The 16,525-nt window shown below is 59.4% G+C and carries 10 protein-coding genes, 1 tRNA gene and 3 rRNA genes; all 14 read right to left on the reverse strand.

Annotated elements, in window-relative coordinates; translation table 11 throughout:
- Nucleotides 1-41: 41 nt before the first annotated feature.
- The 14 genes from QM007_RS09555 to QM007_RS09620 all read right to left on the reverse strand — a co-directional run bounded on the left by QM007_RS09555 (nt 42) and on the right by QM007_RS09620 (nt 16,022).
- Nucleotides 42-1,115 (reverse strand): siderophore-interacting protein, encoded by a 1,074-nt coding sequence (locus QM007_RS09555; protein WP_283489745.1) that lies wholly within the window; start codon nt 1,113-1,115, stop codon nt 42-44.
- Entirely contained in the window at nt 1,108-1,947 is an 840-nt protein-coding gene (locus tag QM007_RS09560) for an ABC transporter ATP-binding protein (RefSeq protein WP_283489746.1), read from the reverse strand. The genes QM007_RS09555 and QM007_RS09560 overlap by 8 nt, the downstream gene beginning before the upstream one ends.
- A 4-nt stretch (nt 1,948-1,951) precedes the next feature.
- Nucleotides 1,952-3,010: a FecCD family ABC transporter permease gene (locus QM007_RS09565; protein WP_283489747.1), complete on the reverse strand. Its 1,059-nt coding sequence runs from the start codon at nt 3,008-3,010 to the stop codon at nt 1,952-1,954.
- A complete protein-coding gene (locus QM007_RS09570; RefSeq protein ID WP_283489748.1) occupies nt 3,010-4,059 on the reverse strand; it encodes a FecCD family ABC transporter permease in 1,050 nt (349 codons plus the stop codon). The genes QM007_RS09565 and QM007_RS09570 overlap by 1 nt, the downstream gene beginning before the upstream one ends.
- Nucleotides 4,060-4,062: 3 nt before the next feature.
- The gene (locus QM007_RS09575) at nt 4,063-5,115 is read right to left on the reverse strand and encodes an ABC transporter substrate-binding protein (protein ID WP_283489749.1); all 1,053 of its coding nucleotides are present in this window, start codon (nt 5,113-5,115) and stop codon (nt 4,063-4,065) included.
- 333 nt (nt 5,116-5,448) lie between these two features.
- Nucleotides 5,449-5,522: transfer RNA gene (locus tag QM007_RS09580), tRNA-Thr, on the reverse strand.
- 41 nt (nt 5,523-5,563) lie between these two features.
- The gene (locus QM007_RS09585; RefSeq protein WP_283489750.1) at nt 5,564-6,799 is read right to left on the reverse strand and encodes an ATP-binding cassette domain-containing protein; all 1,236 of its coding nucleotides are present in this window, start codon (nt 6,797-6,799) and stop codon (nt 5,564-5,566) included.
- Nucleotides 6,796-7,566, reverse strand: a complete 771-nt coding sequence (locus QM007_RS09590) for a CbiQ family ECF transporter T component (RefSeq protein WP_283489751.1) — start codon at nt 7,564-7,566, stop codon at nt 6,796-6,798. Before QM007_RS09590 ends, QM007_RS09585 begins: the two co-directional genes overlap by 4 nt.
- A 3-nt stretch (nt 7,567-7,569) precedes the next feature.
- On the reverse strand, nt 7,570-8,325 hold the full coding sequence (locus QM007_RS09595; RefSeq protein WP_283489752.1) for an ECF transporter S component: 756 nt from the start codon (nt 8,323-8,325) through the stop codon (nt 7,570-7,572).
- 153 nt (nt 8,326-8,478) lie between these two features.
- Nucleotides 8,479-9,492, reverse strand: a complete 1,014-nt coding sequence (locus QM007_RS09600; protein WP_283489753.1) for a nucleoside hydrolase — start codon at nt 9,490-9,492, stop codon at nt 8,479-8,481.
- Nucleotides 9,493-9,662: 170 nt separating this feature from the next.
- Nucleotides 9,663-10,541, reverse strand: a complete 879-nt coding sequence (locus QM007_RS09605; RefSeq protein WP_283489754.1) for a DsbA family protein — start codon at nt 10,539-10,541, stop codon at nt 9,663-9,665.
- Between the two features lie 247 nt (nt 10,542-10,788).
- Nucleotides 10,789-10,905 (reverse strand): 5S ribosomal RNA (rrf, locus tag QM007_RS09610).
- Nucleotides 10,906-11,022: 117 nt separating this feature from the next.
- Nucleotides 11,023-14,118, reverse strand: a 23S ribosomal RNA gene (locus QM007_RS09615).
- Nucleotides 14,119-14,493: 375 nt separating this feature from the next.
- Nucleotides 14,494-16,022: ribosomal RNA gene (locus QM007_RS09620) — 16S ribosomal RNA — on the reverse strand.
- Together the 16S, 23S and 5S rRNA genes form the textbook arrangement of a ribosomal RNA operon.
- Nucleotides 16,023-16,525: the final 503 nt, after the last annotated feature.

Raw genomic sequence — 16,525 nt, forward strand, 5'->3', positions numbered from 1 at the left:
GCGGACTAGGCCTTTCTCTATGAGGTGGGTACCAGGCCACTCTACCCCTCGGCCTGCCCTGCCTTCCAGTACCCCATGAAAGAGATGCTTTCCTTGGGTAGCCCGGCTTCGTTCATGCAGATTCGGCGCAGGGTTTTGACCACCGATGACTCACCTGCAAGGAGCACATAGGTATCGACCGGGTTCTCCGCCAGGTGCCAGACGATTTCGTCGGGGGCGACTTCTTCCCTCGTCTGGTGAGACGCTAAGGGCCCAACCCCGCAGGCCTGGCGCAGGGAGTCGGCCAGTTGCTGCCCGCGCGAGTGCTGGCCGGTTCGACTCAGCACGGTGAGGCGGATGCCCGGCACCCGCTGAGAAGCCCGCCGTACCTCGGGAAGGCGGTCGAGGGCGTCCTCAGCACCGGGCACCTCAAGAAACACCGCTCCGGTAGCCTCGGTGGGCAGGGAGCGCAGGATAGAGAGAATGGCCGGAGCTGCGGTTTCGTCCCCCAAAAGCAGGAGCGAACGGGCCTCACCCGGGTTGTAAGAGGCCCAGAGGGTAGAACCGCGCAGGGGAGCTAGAAGGGAAATCTGCTGACCTACCCTTGCCTGTTCGGCCCAAGCTGAGCCGGGCCCGCTCTTTCCCTCACTATCGGTGTGCAGTACAAAGTCCACGTCAATTTCGGGCTGCTGCCCCTCAGGCAGCTCACGCTCCAGAGGTTCAAGGTCCGCTTCAGCTGCCGGGAGCATGCCCAGCAGGGGTGTTTCGTCCGGTCCAACTGAGGGCACCAACCGGGAGTTGCTGACTGTGTAGGTGCGCATGTATCCCCGCTCGCTTTCGGGGGCGGCCAGCCAACGAGAGCGCCAGGAGGTATCGAGCTCAATCATGGTGGGTCCACTGGCTCCCGCCGGGGGAATCAAGAGTTTGATGTAGGCGTCATAGACCTGCCCGGTGCCGTCAGAGATAGGGGCGGCAGCGTGCAGCAGGGAACGGCCGGTCAGTGAGACACGCACAAAGGAATCGGTCAGCTTCTCAACCCGCGAGACGGTGACGGGGAAGACCCCGTACTGGTTGATGGAGCGCTTGACCTCGCGGCGGACAGAAGAGCGAGGTGCAGACGAGCGGGGCTTAGACAAGGCTCTGGCTTTCTAGGTTTTCTGCCGGGTGGCGTGCGGCACGGGCATGGGGCACCACGACGGTAGAGCCGTCCCCCAGGGGGTCGGCGACCGAGGCCCGCAGGCCAAAGATTCGGTGCATGTTCTCCCCCGTCATGACCTCGGCGGCGGTGCCGGTTGCGGCGATTTCCCCGCCCCTCATAGCGACCAGGTGGTGGGCGACGCGGGCAGCCAGGTTGAGTTCGTGCAGCACCATAACCATGGTGGTGCCGCGGCGCTCGTTGATGTCGGCCAGCAGGTCAAGGAGTTCTACCTGGTGGGCAAGGTCCAGGTAGGTGGTGGGTTCATCCAGAAGCAAAATATCGGTGTCTTGGGCCAGGGCCATGGCGATCCAGACACGCTGGCGCTGGCCGCCGGAGAGCTCAGTGACCTGCCGCTCGGCCAGTTCTAGGGTGTTGGTAGCTTCTAGGGCCCAGGCGACCGCGGCGTCGTCTTCCTTACTGTTGCCCCGAAAGAGCCCCTGGTAGGGGTAGCGGCCGCGGGAGACCAGGTCGGCAACGGTGATACCTTCGGGGGCGATGGGGCTCTGCGGCAGCAGGCCGACCATGCGGGCAAATTCCTTACCGCCGTAGGAGGCGACGGGCTTGCCGTCCAGGGTAATCTCGCCGTCGGTGGGCTTGAGCAGGCGTGAGATGCCGCGCAGCAGGGTGGACTTGCCGCAGCCGTTGGGCCCGATGATGGCTGTAATTTTTCCAGCGGGTATGCTCAACGAGAGGTCCGGCACGATAGTGCGGTCCCCGTAGCCCAGGCGCACGCGGGAGACTGTCAGGTCGCGGGAAGTTACGGTTTTCATGGGCTTAGCTTCTTTCGGGTGAACGGGTCAGCAGCCAGATGAGGGCGGGAGCCCCAAAGGCACCGGTGAGGACGCCGGCGGGCAGGTTGACACCGCCCGGTATCAGGTTGGAGCCGATAAAGTCGGCGAGCACCACCAGGATGGCGCCGACTAAGGCGGCAGCGGTGAGGTTGTGGCGTCCGCCGGTCAAGGACCGGGCGATAGGCCCTGACATAAAAGCGATGAAGGCAAGGGGGCCAGTGGCGGCGGTTGCTACGGCTACCAGGAGCACTCCCAGGGCGATGAAGCCGGTGCGGACGGCGCGGGTGGGCACCCCCAGGCCGAAGGCGAGCTCTTCGCCAACGGCGGTGGCGTGCAGGGGCCGGTGGAAAAGGATAAGAGGCAGCAGCAGGGGTAGCAGGAGCAGAGCCAGTAGGCTGATGCGGTCCCAGTTGGCGCTAGAGAGGGAGCCTGCCAGCCAGTGAGTGAGGGTTTGGGCGCTGGTGGTTGAGGTGCGGGAGAGCAGGTACTGGATGAAGGCTGATCCCAGGGCTGAGATACCCAGGCCTACCAGAATGAAGCGGTTACCTGCGCTGCTGTCCCCCGCAGAGAGAGCCATAATCAGCAGGGCAACAGCCAGGGCTACGGCGATAGCCAGCAGGGTCAGCGGCAGCCCACCCAGCCCCAGAAAGACAATGCCAATGACGGCGCCGAGGGCAGCCCCATTGGATACGCCGATGATATCGGGGCTGGCAATGGGGTTACGCAGGAGTAGCTGGAAGATAGCCCCGCCCAGACCGAAGGCTGCCCCGGCTAGGGCACCGAGGACGGCGCGGGGTAGTTTTTCTTCCATGACGATGTAGCGGGCACCCTTGGCACTCTCGACAGTTCCGCCACCGAGAATCGTGAAGAAGTCAGGGATAGTGACCGTGTAAGAGCCCAGCAGCACGCGCACCGCGCACACCGCAATCAGGGTCAGAGTAAGGCCGACGATAGCGAGGACCGGGCGGCGGCGGGCACGGGTGCGGACGCCAGCTACCGCGTGGGCGGCCTCCTGGGACTGGGGGCGGGGTAGGGCCGACATTAGAGATTGACCGCCTTCCCGCACCGGACCAGGTAGATAAAGACGGGCACGCCCAAAGCTACCATCATCACGCCCACCTGGATTTCCTGGGGCGGGGCGATAATGCGCCCGGCGGTATCCGCCAAAATGAGCAGGGCAGCGCCAAAGAGGGCAGAGAGGGGCAGCAGAGCCCGGTAGTCTGCTCCAGCCAGGGCTCGCATGGCGTGCGGGGCCATGAGCCCGAGGAAGGCAATGGGGCCGGTTAGAGCCAGGGCAGTGCCCACCAGCAGGGTAATGCCGCCGGTAATGATAAGGCGGCGCACAGCCACATTCTCCCCCAGTGAGGCTGCCATGTCATCGCCAAGGGCAAAGCTGTTGATGGTTTTCGCTCCGGTGAGCACAATCAGGGCCCCGAGTACGAGAAGCGGGCTAGCCACGGCCAGATCGGAGAGATCAGCCCCGGCGACAGTTCCAATCTGCCAGCGGCGCAGGTTATCGAGGGTGTTCTGGTTGGTCAGGATCAGGGCGCTGGTGACCGCCCCTAAACCGGCGGTGAGGGCTGCGCCCATGAGGGCTAGTTTGATAGGGGTCGCTCCCCCGGTGCCGAGCGAGGCCAGGGCGTAGACGGCAAGGGCTGAGGCAACTGCCCCGGCGAAGGCCCAGAGGGCAAAAGCCGCGGTGGAACCGGCAGAGAAAAAGGTAATACCGGCGACTACCGCGCAGGCTGCCCCGGCGTTAATGCCGAGAATCCCGGGGTCGCCCAGGGGGTTCCTGGTGATGCCCTGGAGCCCAGCCCCGGCTAAACCTAGTGCTGCCCCCACAACCCCGGCGGTTAGTGTCCGCACCGCCCGCTGGGTCAGCACCGCTGCGTCCGCTTCTGCAACCTGCCCGCCTGCCAGGTAGTCCAGCAGGGTGCCCGGGCTGATGGAGCGGGCGCCCAGGGCAAAGCTGGCGAGGGCAGCTAGAGCAAGAATCAGTCCCAGGGCGAGGCTGAGCACGACCAGCCGCCGCGCGCCCCCGGCGGGGGTGGCACGGCGGCTGCTAGAGGGCCGGAGGGGGGCGACCTTCACTTGTTAGGACGCCTGACTTGCATCTACGGCGGCAGAAATCTTGGCCAGGGTTTCGGTCTGGTTAATTGCCCAGTCCAAAGACAGCGGTGAAGCCGCTGAGAGAGCCAGGGAGATAGCGGCGTCGGTTTCTACGACCAGGCCACCGTTAGCTACGGCGGGCATCTGGGAGAAGAGGGTGTTGCTCTTGATTGCTTCTTCGTCGGAGTCACTGGTGCCCCAGGCCCAGACCACGTCTGACTGAACCTCGGGTAGCACCTCACCTGAGATGGTCATGAAGAAGGCGTCGGCTTCGGTGGCGTTCTGCTCGATATAGGGGGCTAGTTCCATGCCCAGGGAGGTGAGGAAGAGGGAGCGGGAGTCGCTCGCTACATAGGCTGAGAGGGTCTGAGCTTCGAGATCGAACATGCCGGCCACGAAGGTCTTACCTGCTAGGTTGAAGTACTTGGCTGCGGCGTCGTCGATGGTCTTGTTGGTGGCCTCGATGAGGGCGGCGCCTTCGTCGTCCTTCTGTAGCATAGCGGCGGCCTGGTTGACGACGTCCTCCCATGATGCGGCGTAGGCGCCTACACCCTCGGGCATGGCGACCACGGGGGCGATGGCGGTGAGCTTGTCGTAGACTTCCTGGGTCATGTCGCCGTAGACCGAGAAGATGGCGTCGGGGGCGAGGTTGGCAAGGGCCTCGTAGTCGGGGCCGTCGGTTTCGTCGTAGGTGACAGGGGCAGTGCCGCCCAGTTCGGCTAGTTTGGCGTCGAACCAGTCGGTAGAGCCGTTGGCGTTGGCGCCGTAGGTGACGACGGGGGTGCCGGCGGGTACGACGCCGAGGGCCAGGAGGACGTCGGGGTTCTTCCAGAAGTTCACGACAGCAATTTTCTGGGGAACGGCGGTGAAGGTGGTCTCGCCGAAGGCGTGCTTGACGGTGTAGCTCTCGCCCGAGGCGGCTGAGCTAGTGGTGCTACTTGAGGTGCCGTTGGAGCCGGTGGTGCAGGCTGCGAGTAGGCCGGTGAGGGCGGTAGCTGCGGTGGCCTTGAGGAAGGCGCTACGAGTGATGGCGACCATGGTCTTGTGTTCTCCGGGGAAGGGTGTTCGATTCTATAGGACTATCTATAGAACTGCTTAGGTGAGCCTAAGCCAGGAATAACACTATCTTTTGCTTGCGTATTTGCGCAAACGCTGGGTAGTCAGGTGCGCATGGTGAAATAGAGGCAAGTTGTGCTTTTCGTGTGCACCCCAGGCTCGCAGCGAATTTGCCGCTTGCCGAGCTTGCACAGGGTTCTTGGGCTGTGTGCAGACTTTTCTCTGCACACAGCCCAAGAACCCTACACAGCAAGAGCGAGCTCGGATGCCCCGCATCTATATAGTGGGTATTGCCCTATTTTTGGGCACAAAGAGAGCCCCCTACCGGATTCGAACCGGTGACCCCCTGTTTACAAGACAGGTGCTCTGGCCAGCTGAGCTAAGGAGGCAAGACTTTTCAAGTGTACCCGATATTGCGGGCGGGCGCATGTTATCCGGAGCTATCTAGCCGGTAGTGGCGCAGGGGCAGGTGTTGGGCGAGGGCGTCGGTGAGTTCTGGGTCGTGGGTGGCGACGATGGCGCTGCCTTGTGCGGTGCAGTGGGCGGCGATCAAAGCTGCGACCTGTTGTAAGCCGGGGGTGTCTAGTCCGGCGGTGGGTTCATCGAGCAGCAGGCAGGGCGCCCCGGCGGCGAGCGCTTCTGCCAGCGCAAGGAGGTGCTGTTCGGTGGGGAGTAGGTCCAGGGGGTGGGTTTGCCCGGATCCCTCGGGTAGGACGGTATCGCGCAGGGATGAGCGGAGGGCAGGTTCTGCCCGGTTGCCGCTTCCTAGTTGCATGTCGGCATCTACAGTGGGGGCCAGAAAGTGGTGGGCTGGGGTTTGCGCGACCAGTTGGGTGAGAGCGACGCGTGCAGGGGCGTCCTGCTGATGAGGCGGGACTGCACCGATGGTCAACTGCCCGGAAACCGGGGGTAGGAGCCCGGCGATGGTGCGGAGCAGGGTAGATTTTCCGGCGCCGTTGGGACCGGTGAGAATCAAGCAGTCACCGGGGGCAAGACCCATGTTTATACCAGTAGCAACGGGTGCAACCGCTTGCTTTTTCCAGCGACGACGGGCAGGTGTAACGGGGGATATTGCGAGGTCACGGGCCAGGACGTCTGCCGTTACTCGGGTGGGTAGGGCAACTAGGGGTGCCTCGACAGGCTGCGCTGCGCCTTGCCCCAGGTCTTGGAGTTCGGTCGCTAGGTTCTCTTCATCGCCCTGGGGCCTGGCTGAGGCCCAGGCTAGGTCTGCCGGGTAGCGGGAGAAGGCGGCTAGCACCCGGGTCCGCATGGCATCGTCGAGGCCGAGCAGGGGTTCGTCGAAAGCTAGGGCAGGTGCGTCCAAGCCATCTATTTGCCCGCGCGCCCGATCCAGCACCAGGTAGGCGGCTAGGGCTACCAGTTGGGTTTGGCCGCCGGAGAGCTGTAGCGGGTGGGCGTATAGCAGGTCGGTTATTCCAAGGTCAGCAGCAACCGCATGCACAGCCCGGTGGAGCTCTTCCCGACTGGTCACCGTCTGCTCTACCCCCAGGGCGATTTCTTCAGCTACAGTGGGCACCAGCCCCGTCATGAGGGCCTGGGGGTTGGAGGGCACAAAGAGCCCCTGACGTTCCTGTGCCCAGGTGGCAAGCCGGGCTGACTTGCCTGCCCCTCGCGACCCAGTAATCAGCGTCCGCACATAGGTCATGGCAACACCCCCGTATAAGCGGCAAGCACCAGCAGACAGACCACCGGTAGCAGCGCCCAGCGCAGGTAGCGCTGGAGGCAGTCATCGGCATAGTCCTGCCAGAAGACTCGTGGCCCGCCCCGGTCGATTCCGCGCGCCGCCAGGGTTGCCCCGCGCACCTCGTGATCTAACAGCAGCAGGGCAAAGAGGGCGGACGCCGTCCGCACCCCCAGCCAGGCCCGGGCGGGTTTCGACCCGTCGGCCATTCCCCGGGCGCGGGCGGCCCGCTGAACCAGCCGGGAGTAGTGGGCCAGCTGGGCCGGGGCGTTGAGTGAGGCTACCAGTAGGTAGATGAGCCGAGGCGGCAGACCCCAGGTGCTCAGGGCATAGCGCAGGCCAGTAACCCCGGTGGGCAGGATCAGCAGGGCGCAGGCTGACCCGAAGGTCAGAATCTGCAGGGCCAGCCCTACACCTGCCCGGGCTCCCTCAGCGGTTACGTGAAAAACCATCCAAGGCACAGGCGCCCAGGTGGCCCACACGGTCTCTCCCCCGCGCGATACCAGCTGGATGATAAAAGCCATGGCAGCCACCGGAGCCAGCCCTGCCAGGACCAGGCGCAGCCAGGGCCCCAGCGTCCGCCCCGCGATATGCAGGGCAAGCAGCACCGCTAGCAGCCCCGCCTGCCAGGTGATAGGCAACGGGGCGAAGGCCAGCAGAAGCCCGGCACAGCCCAGGGTGACCCAGGTGCGGGGGTTGAGAGCTGAGGGGCTCAGGACCGAGGGGGCCATCGGTTAGCGGTTGAACTGTCCGCGCACGCGAGCAGGCAGACCCTTGATGATAAACCAGACCAGGGCGAAAGCAATGGTCTTATCAAGAGGGTCAGAGAGCAGGGACTGTAGGGTAGTTGCCCCCAGCAGGGACTGGCCAGCTGCCTGCAGGGCAGCGACCACGGAGCCGGTACCCACGCCCTGGCCGCCGCCAAAGATGAAGGCTGCAATGGGGGCACCGACGAAACCTGCCAGGATTCCTGTATTGAAACCTGCAAGTAGCGCACCCCAGAGTTTACGGAAAAGACCGGCCCGGCCAGCGCAGCCGGCCAGGAAGCCGATGAGGGCAGCACCGGCGGCAAAGGGAATGGTGGTGGGGTTGATGGTCAGGCCCCAGGCCAGGTTGGTGATAATACCGGTCATAGCTCCGGCGGCCGGGCCAGCCAGCACACCGATCAGCACGGTGGCAACGGAGTCGAGGTAGAGGGGGATGCCCGAGAAGCCGATCAGCTGACCCACGATGATGTTGAAGGCAGCCGCAAAAGGAATGAGGGCGATGGTCGTCAGGGGCAGGCGGGTCAGGTTAGCTGCTAGCAGGAGCAGGACGCCCGCGGTGTAGCCCAGCATCAGGGGCAGGGAAATAGCGGCCTGGGCATCGCTGGCGCCCTCCAGGTAGGCAGCATAGTTGGTGGCACCGCCTGCGGTGAGGACGGCCCAGGTGTAGGTTCCTGCGATCACCAGAGCGGCGAGCAGGTTGAGCACCTTCTGGGAGGTGGTCAAGGGTGTGTTGTGTTCCAGGTTTTTACCGAGGAGACCAGCGGCTACTGAGCTCCTCTGCCCAGACGTTGAAGACTGTGCAGGTGCATGTGATGAGGGGGCCATGCCCACCCCTTTCTGTAGAATAATCGTTCTTTTTATTTCTTTGAGCTTGCCTTAGGCATACCCTTTCGGGGCGTAAGCTGCCCGAACGGTCTGGATAAAGTGCTCAAAAAATTCAGGAGCCAGGGCGCTGGTCAGGGCCTGGGCGTTCGGATCCCTCCCCCAGCGTCCTAACCAGTCGGCCACTACCTGGCCGCGGGTGAGGGTCCCGGCCAGCTCAACATCGAGCGTCACCGGTGTCCCCTCCCCCAGCGGGATGTGGGGCTGGCCGTTCGCAGCAAGGGCACGGTTAACAGCCAGGGCTGTCACGAAGGGGTCGTGCACGTGGGCAATGAAACCCAGCTTGTCCCATTCATGAAATTCCATGTAAAACTGCAGGGCGCCGTCTAAAGCAGTAAAGAGTTCTCCCCCACCGGCCAGGAGGCGCTCTCGTAGCTGCGGGGTCATGACAGCCTGCTCGGTGGTATCCAGCGGGCAGAGCAGCGGCGCATAGGGCAAGTCGAGACCGGGGTGGCTGTAGGCTGCCAAGACCTCGTGCAGGCCCTCGGGGTCAGAGTGGACGTTCCACTCGGTGGTGGGCATGGTGTTGCCCCGGTGGTTGAGCGCCCCACCCATAATCGTCAGGCTGGCCAGGTACTGGGGCAGCTCTGGGTCACGGCGCAGGGCCAGAGCCAGGTTAGTGGAGGGCCCCAGGATGAGCCCGTGCAACTTCCCGGGGAAGTGGCGGGCTGTTTCTATCCAGAGGGCGGCGCCCTCACCGTAGGCTCTACCGGTTGGTTCCTTCTGCCCGGGGAGCAGGCCGTATCCCGTACCCAGCGGGCCGTGGGTTTCTTCAGTGGTGGTGAGTGGCTGCGCTAATGGATTCTCAGCCCCTAGAGTCCAAGGGGTGCCCTGCCCGCCGAGCAGGTCCAGCAAACCCCGCACGTTGCGTCCTACCTGCTCGGTGCTCACATTGCCACCAGTGGCCACAAGACCTTCAACCGCAACCTGCGGGTGGGCAAAGGCGTAGGTGAGAGCCAGGGCATCATCAATACCGGGATCGCAGTCAATCAGAAAATGCAGGGTCATGGGTCCTTATGGTGCTAGCGCATTGGGTTAGGGGCATAGAAAAAGGGGCAGCTACCCACCTTCGTCTATGCACCGGGCATAGGTGAAGGCGTGCAGCTGCCCCTACACGCTGGGTACCAGTTTAGTACACTGCGACCAGGCTCTTCTACAGCCTGTTTACTGGGTGAACTTTAGGCGTTCTTCTTGGCTTCAATCTTCTGGTTGATCCAGGCGTTGAAGTCGTTGGAGTTGAAGACCTCACCGTCAGCAAAGATGGTGGGGGTGCCGCTGACACCGTTGGAGGCTGACTCCAGGGTTACAGTCTGGACGAAAGGACGCCAGGTGTTGTTAGCAACGTCGTCCTTCACATCTGCGCCGTACTTCTCAGCGATAGCAACGAGCTCTTCATTGGAGAGCCCGCCGGTGCCCTGGTGGGTGAAGATTTCCTTCTGGAAGTTCAGGAAGTCTTCGGTAGGGACCTGGTTAGCTACGGAGTAGGTTACATTGTTGGCGCGGGCCGAGTAGAAGGTGGGGCTGGAGGCGTCCCGGAAGGTCAGGTTACGGATCTCCAGGGTAATGTCACCACTGGCAACCAGGGCTGCGATGGTGTCTGCGTTTTCGGTTTCGAACTGGGCGCAGTGCACACAGTCGTAGTCCTGGAAGATAGTGAGACGGACGGGCTCACCGTTATTGTCTGCTTCTTCGGGCAGGGCAACACCCAGGGGCATCTTGGCTTCGGAGCCGTCAGCTGCGGTGTAGGTTGCTTCTGAGGTGCCCAGGTCATTGCTGTCGCGGCTGGCTTCGGTGCTGGTGTCCTGTTTGATACCGTCAGCGGTCAGGACGATGCCGCCGTACTGGTTAGCTGAAGAAGGCACCGGGCCTGCGTCGGCAATCTGGTTGCGGTTGCCGTTGATGACCACGACTGCAACGATTGCTACGATGAGGGCGATGACACCGAGGACGGTGAACTGAATCCAACGGGTGGATGATTTTGAGGTTTTCTTGGCCTGCTGTGCCGCCAGCTGGCGGGCACGCTCGCGGGCGTTAGTGGAGGGGTTGCCCTTAGACACAGGTGTGCCTCACTTTCGTACGTGCGTTCTTGATAGGTTCAAGCCTACCGTGATTTGACGGGGATATCTGCCCTTCTACAGAAGCTCAAACTAGTTTCCCAGGAAATAATTAGTTTAGGTGAGGGGCAGCATGGAAAGCCCAGGTCTTTGTGCCCGGTAGGGCGCAAAAGACCGGTGATATTTTTCGATACTTAAAACAAAAAGGTCCTGGACAAACAGCCCAGGACCTTCCAATATCCCAATCAAAAACCGGCAGTAACCTACTCTCCCACACCGTCACCAGTGCAGTACCATCGGCGCAAAGAGCCTTAACTTCCGGGTTCGGGATGGAACCGGGTGTTTCCCTCTCGCTATAACCACCGTAAACCAACGATGCACCACCCCACCCACAACAAAGGAGGAGGCAGCAATAACAAACCCAACAGGGTTGTTACCTCAAAACCATACAGTGGACACAAACAACACAAGCACACTAGTTATAAAGTGTAAGCCTTCGGACTATTAGTACCAGTCAACTCCACGGGCATTCCCCGCGTCCATACCTAGCCTATCAACCCCATCATCTATAGGGATCCTCACACAGCCCAAAGCTGCCAGGAAATCTCATCTCGAAACAGGCTTCCCGCTTAGATGCTTTCAGCGGTTATCCCTCCCGAACGTAGCCAATCAGCCATGCACCTGGCGGTACAACTGACATACCAGAGGTTCGTCCGTCCCGGTCCTCTCGTACTAAGGACAGCCTTTCTCAAATTTCCAACGCGCGCAGCGGATAGGGACCGAACTGTCTCACGACGTTCTGAACCCAGCTCGCGTACCGCTTTAATGGGCGAACAGCCCAACCCTTGGGACCAACTCCAGCCCCAGGATGCGACGAGCCGACATCGAGGTGCCAAACCATGCCGTCGATATGGACTCTTGGGCAAGATCAGCCTGTTATCCCCGAGGTACCTTTTATCCGTTGAGCGACGGCCGTTCCACAACGTACCGCCGGATCACTAGTCCCGACTTTCGTCCCTGCTCGACCTGCCAGTCTCACAGTCAAGCTCCCTTGTGCACTTACACTCAACACCTGATTGCCAACCAGGCTGAGGGAACCTTTGGGCGCCTCCGTTACTTTTTGGGAGGCAACCGCCCCAGTTAAACTACCCATCAGGCACTGTCCCTGACCCGGATCACGGGCCGAAGTTAGACATCCAGAGCGACCAGAGTGGTATTTCAACAACGACTCCACACGAACTAGCGTCCATGCTTCACAGTCTCCCACCTATCCTACACAAGCCGCACCGAACACCAATACCAAACTATAGTAAAGGTCACGGGGTCTTTCCGTCCTGCTGCGCGAAACGAGCATCTTTACTCGTACTGCAATTTCGCCGAGTTCATGGTTGAGACAGTAGGGAAGTCGTTACTCCATTCGTGCAGGTCGGAACTTACCCGACAAGGAATTTCGCTACCTTAGGATGGTTATAGTTACCACCGCCGTTTACTGGGGCTTAAATTCTCAGCTTCGCCCACAAGGGGCTAACCAATCCTCTTAACCTTCCAGCACCGGGCAGGAGTCAGTCCGTATACATCGTCTTACGACTTCGCACGGACCTGTGTTTTTGATAAACAGTCGCTTCCCCCAATTCTCTGCGACCCATACACGCTCACGGTCGCACGGACCGGTCACGCTCAAGGCTCCCCTTCTCCCGAAGTTACGGGGACATTTTGCCGAGTTCCTTAACCATGATTCTCTCGATCGCCTTAGTATTCTCTACCTGATCACCTGTGTCGGTTTCGGGTACGGGCGGCTAAAACCTCACGTCGATGCTTTTCTCGGCAGCATAGGATCACCAAATCCCCCAATAACGGGGTCCCATCACGTCTCAGGCCAACACCGGCGCATTTAACAACCGGATACCCTACACGCTTAGACCACGACAACCATCGCGTGGCTTGGCTACCTTCCTGCGTCACACCTGTTAATACGTTTACCTCCAAAAATCGGGTCCTGCAGTCCACCACAAGCTCCCCAACACAAGTGAAGGGGTTACAAACGGCTTCTCACAGTTAGCATCAAAATATCAGTATGGGCGGTTTTTCACCGGTACGGGAATATCAACCCGTTATCCATCGACTACGCCTGTCGGCCTCGCCTTAGGCCCCGACTAACCCAGGGCAGATTAGCTTGACCCTGGAACCCTTGATCATCCGGCGCACGGGTTTCTCACCCGTGATTCGCTACTCATGCCTGCATTCTCACTCGCATACCCTCCACCACTGGTTTACACCGCAGCTTCACCGGATACACGACGCTCCCCTACCCAACCAAGCACAACGCTTGATTGCCATAACTTCGGTGGTGTACTTGAGCCCCGCTACATTATCGGCGCAGAATCACTTGACCAGTGAGCTATTACGCACTCTTTCAAGGGTGGCTGCTTCTAAGCCAACCTCCTGGTTGTCTAAGCAACTCCACATCCTTTCCCACTTAGTACACGCTTAGGGACCTTAGTTGATGGTCTGGGCTGTTTCCCTCTCGACAATGAAGCTTATCCCCCACTGTCTCACTGCTACGCTCTCACTTACCGGCATTCGGAGTTTAGCTGACGTCAGTAACCCTGTGGGGCCCATCGGCCATCCAGTAGCTCTACCTCCGGCAAGAAACACGCAACGCTGCACCTAAATGCATTTCGGGGAGAACCAGCTATCACAGAGTTTGATTGGCCTTTCACCCCTATCCACAGCTCATCCCCTCCATTTTCAACTGAAGTGGGTTCGGTCCTCCACGACGTCTTACCGTCGCTTCAACCTGGCCATGGATAGATCACTCCGCTTCGGGTCTAGATCCTGCCACTCACTCGCCCTATTCAGACTCGCTTTCGCTACGGCTTCCCCACACGGGTTAACCTCGCGACAGAACACTAACTCGCAGGCTCATTCTTCAAAAGGCACGCTGTCACCCCACAAGGCTCCAACGGCTTGTAAGCACACGGTTTCAGGTACTATTTCACTCCCCTCCCGGGGTACTTTTCACCATTCCCTCACGGTACTGATTCACTATCGGTCACTAGAAAGTATTTAGACTTACCAGGTGGTCCTGGCAGATTCACACGAGATTCCACGAGCCCCGTGCTACTCGGGTGGCACACACGCGGTCTAACACATTACGATTACAGGACTCTCACCCTCTCCGGTCGCCCATCCCAAGGCGTTCACCTACATGCTAGAACATCACGTCAACAGCCGGTTGAAACTGTTATGCGTACTCCCACAACCCCCATGATGCAACCCTCAACCGGTATCACACACCACAGGTTTAGTCTCTTCCGCTTTCGCTCGCCACTACTCACAGAATCATTAGTTATTTTCTCTTCCTGAGGGTACTGAGATGTTTCACTTCCCCTCGTTCCCTCCAACCAGCCTATACATTCAACTGGTGGTAACAAACCATGATGGCTTGCTGGGTTTCCCCATTCGGACATCCTGGGATCAACGCCCTGTTATCGGCTTCCCCAGGCTTTTCGCAGATTCACACGTCCTTCATCGGCTTCTAGTGCCAAGGCATCCACCGTGTGCCCTTAATAACTTACACACAGATAAAATCAAAGATAATAAAACCTTGACTAACTAAGTACAAAATCAAAAGTATCAAAGAAACCCAATCATAAGAGATTGAGAAATCTTCATTACATTCGAAGATGCTCGCGTCCACTATACAGTTCTCAAACAACAACCCGATACCACTCGAGGCAACCAAAGACAAAGCTCAGTCACTACTCTCGTGCCGGGAACCTGAGAGCAACAAACCACATATGGCTTGTTACCTCAAAACCCAAAAGCGCACCAACATTACACACATTCTCATCAGCACCACAAGGGCACCTGAACTAACATTCCACCCATGAGCAAACCACCCAAACGACACTCGCGTTCAGCGTGGCTCAACCAATACGTTGAAGCTCCTTAGAAAGGAGGTGATCCAGCCGCACCTTCCGGTACGGCTACCTTGTTACGACTTAGTCCCAATCGCCAATCCCACCTTCGACGACTCCCTCCCACAAGGGGTTAGGCCATCGGCTTCGGGTGTTACCAACTTTCGTGACTTGACGGGCGGTGTGTACAAGGCCCGGGAACGTATTCACCGCAGCGTTGCTGATCTGCGATTACTAGCGACTCCGACTTCATGGGGTCGAGTTGCAGACCCCAATCCGAACTGAGACCGGCTTTTTGGGATTAGCTCAACCTCACAGTATCGCAACCCTTTGTACCGGCCATTGTAGCATGCGTGAAGCCCAAGACATAAGGGGCATGATGATTTGACGTCATCCCCACCTTCCTCCGAGTTGACCCCGGCAGTCTCCTATGAGTCCCCACCATTACGTGCTGGCAACATAGAACGAGGGTTGCGCTCGTTGCGGGACTTAACCCAACATCTCACGACACGAGCTGACGACAACCATGCACCACCTGTATACCAGCCCCGAAGGGAAACTCTATCTCTAGAGCGGTCCGGTATATGTCAAGCCTTGGTAAGGTTCTTCGCGTTGCATCGAATTAATCCGCATGCTCCGCCGCTTGTGCGGGCCCCCGTCAATTTCTTTGAGTTTTAGCCTTGCGGCCGTACTCCCCAGGCGGGGCACTTAATGCGTTAGCTACGGCGCGGAAAACGTGGAATGCCCCCCACACCTAGTGCCCAACGTTTACGGCATGGACTACCAGGGTATCTAATCCTGTTTGCTCCCCATGCTTTCGCTTCTCAGCGTCAGTTACAGCCCAGAGACCTGCCTTCGCCATTGGTGTTCCTCCTGATATCTGCGCATTTCACCGCTACACCAGGAATTCCAGTCTCCCCTACTGCACTCTAGTTAGCCCGTACCCACTGCAAACCCGGGGTTAAGCCCCGGGCTTTCACAGCAGACGCGACAAACCGCCTACAAGCTCTTTACGCCCAATAATTCCGGACAACGCTCGCGCCCTACGTATTACCGCGGCTGCTGGCACGTAGTTAGCCGGCGCTTCTTCTGCAGGTACCGTCACTTTCGCTTCTTCCCTGCTGAAAGAGGTTTACAACCCGAAGGCCGTCATCCCTCACGCGGCGTCGCTGCATCAGGCTTGCGCCCATTGTGCAATATTCCCCACTGCTGCCTCCCGTAGGAGTCTGGGCCGTGTCTCAGTCCCAGTGTGGCCGGTCACCCTCTCAGGCCGGCTACCCGTCGTCGCCTTGGTGAGCCGTTACCTCACCAACAAGCTGATAGGCCGTGAGCCCATCTAAAACCAGTACATATCCCTTTCCACCAGCATCCCATGCGGGAACTAGTCGTATCCGGTATTAGACCTCGTTTCCAAGGCTTATCCCAGAGTTAAAGGCAGGTTACTCACGTATTACTCACCCGTTCGCCACTAATCCACCCAGCAAGCTGGGCTTCATCGTTCGACTTGCATGTGTTAAGCACGCCGCCAGCGTTCGTCCTGAGCCAGAATCAAACTCTCCGTTGAAAAAATGAAGTAGTTGATGATCCTGGTCTCTGATTGTTAGCGAACCATTCACCACGGGGTGGTGTGGTTCGAGCTGACGAATCTGAAACCATATGATTATCAAATTCTGTGAGAAACCAAAGGGGTTTCTCACATCTTGTATAAATATTTGGTATCAGTTCAATTTCCGCACTACCAGTGTGTTCATGTGTGAACACTAGTGTGTAGTGTGGACGATAAGAATGTTATTTATAACATTGGTACGCTATTGAGTTTTCAAGCAACAAACCGCATTCTCAACCCTAGCCAGTTGAACCTGGCCGGTGTTTCGTATCGGTCATTCTCAAGTTTTGTGTCACCCCGTTTGGGCAACTCGTCTAGTCTATCGCGTTTCTTTTCTGTGTGTCAACTCGGTGTTCCGTGTTGTGTTTCACAGTGGCTTTTGGCTGGTTTGTTACTTCACAACCTGACTCGTGTGAGCCCTGATGATCAGCTGCCTGCTTTGGCCTGAATTCGCTATGTGA

This window comes from Rothia sp. SD9660Na, assembly GCF_030064065.1.
Lineage (GTDB): Bacteria > Actinomycetota > Actinomycetes > Actinomycetales > Micrococcaceae > Rothia.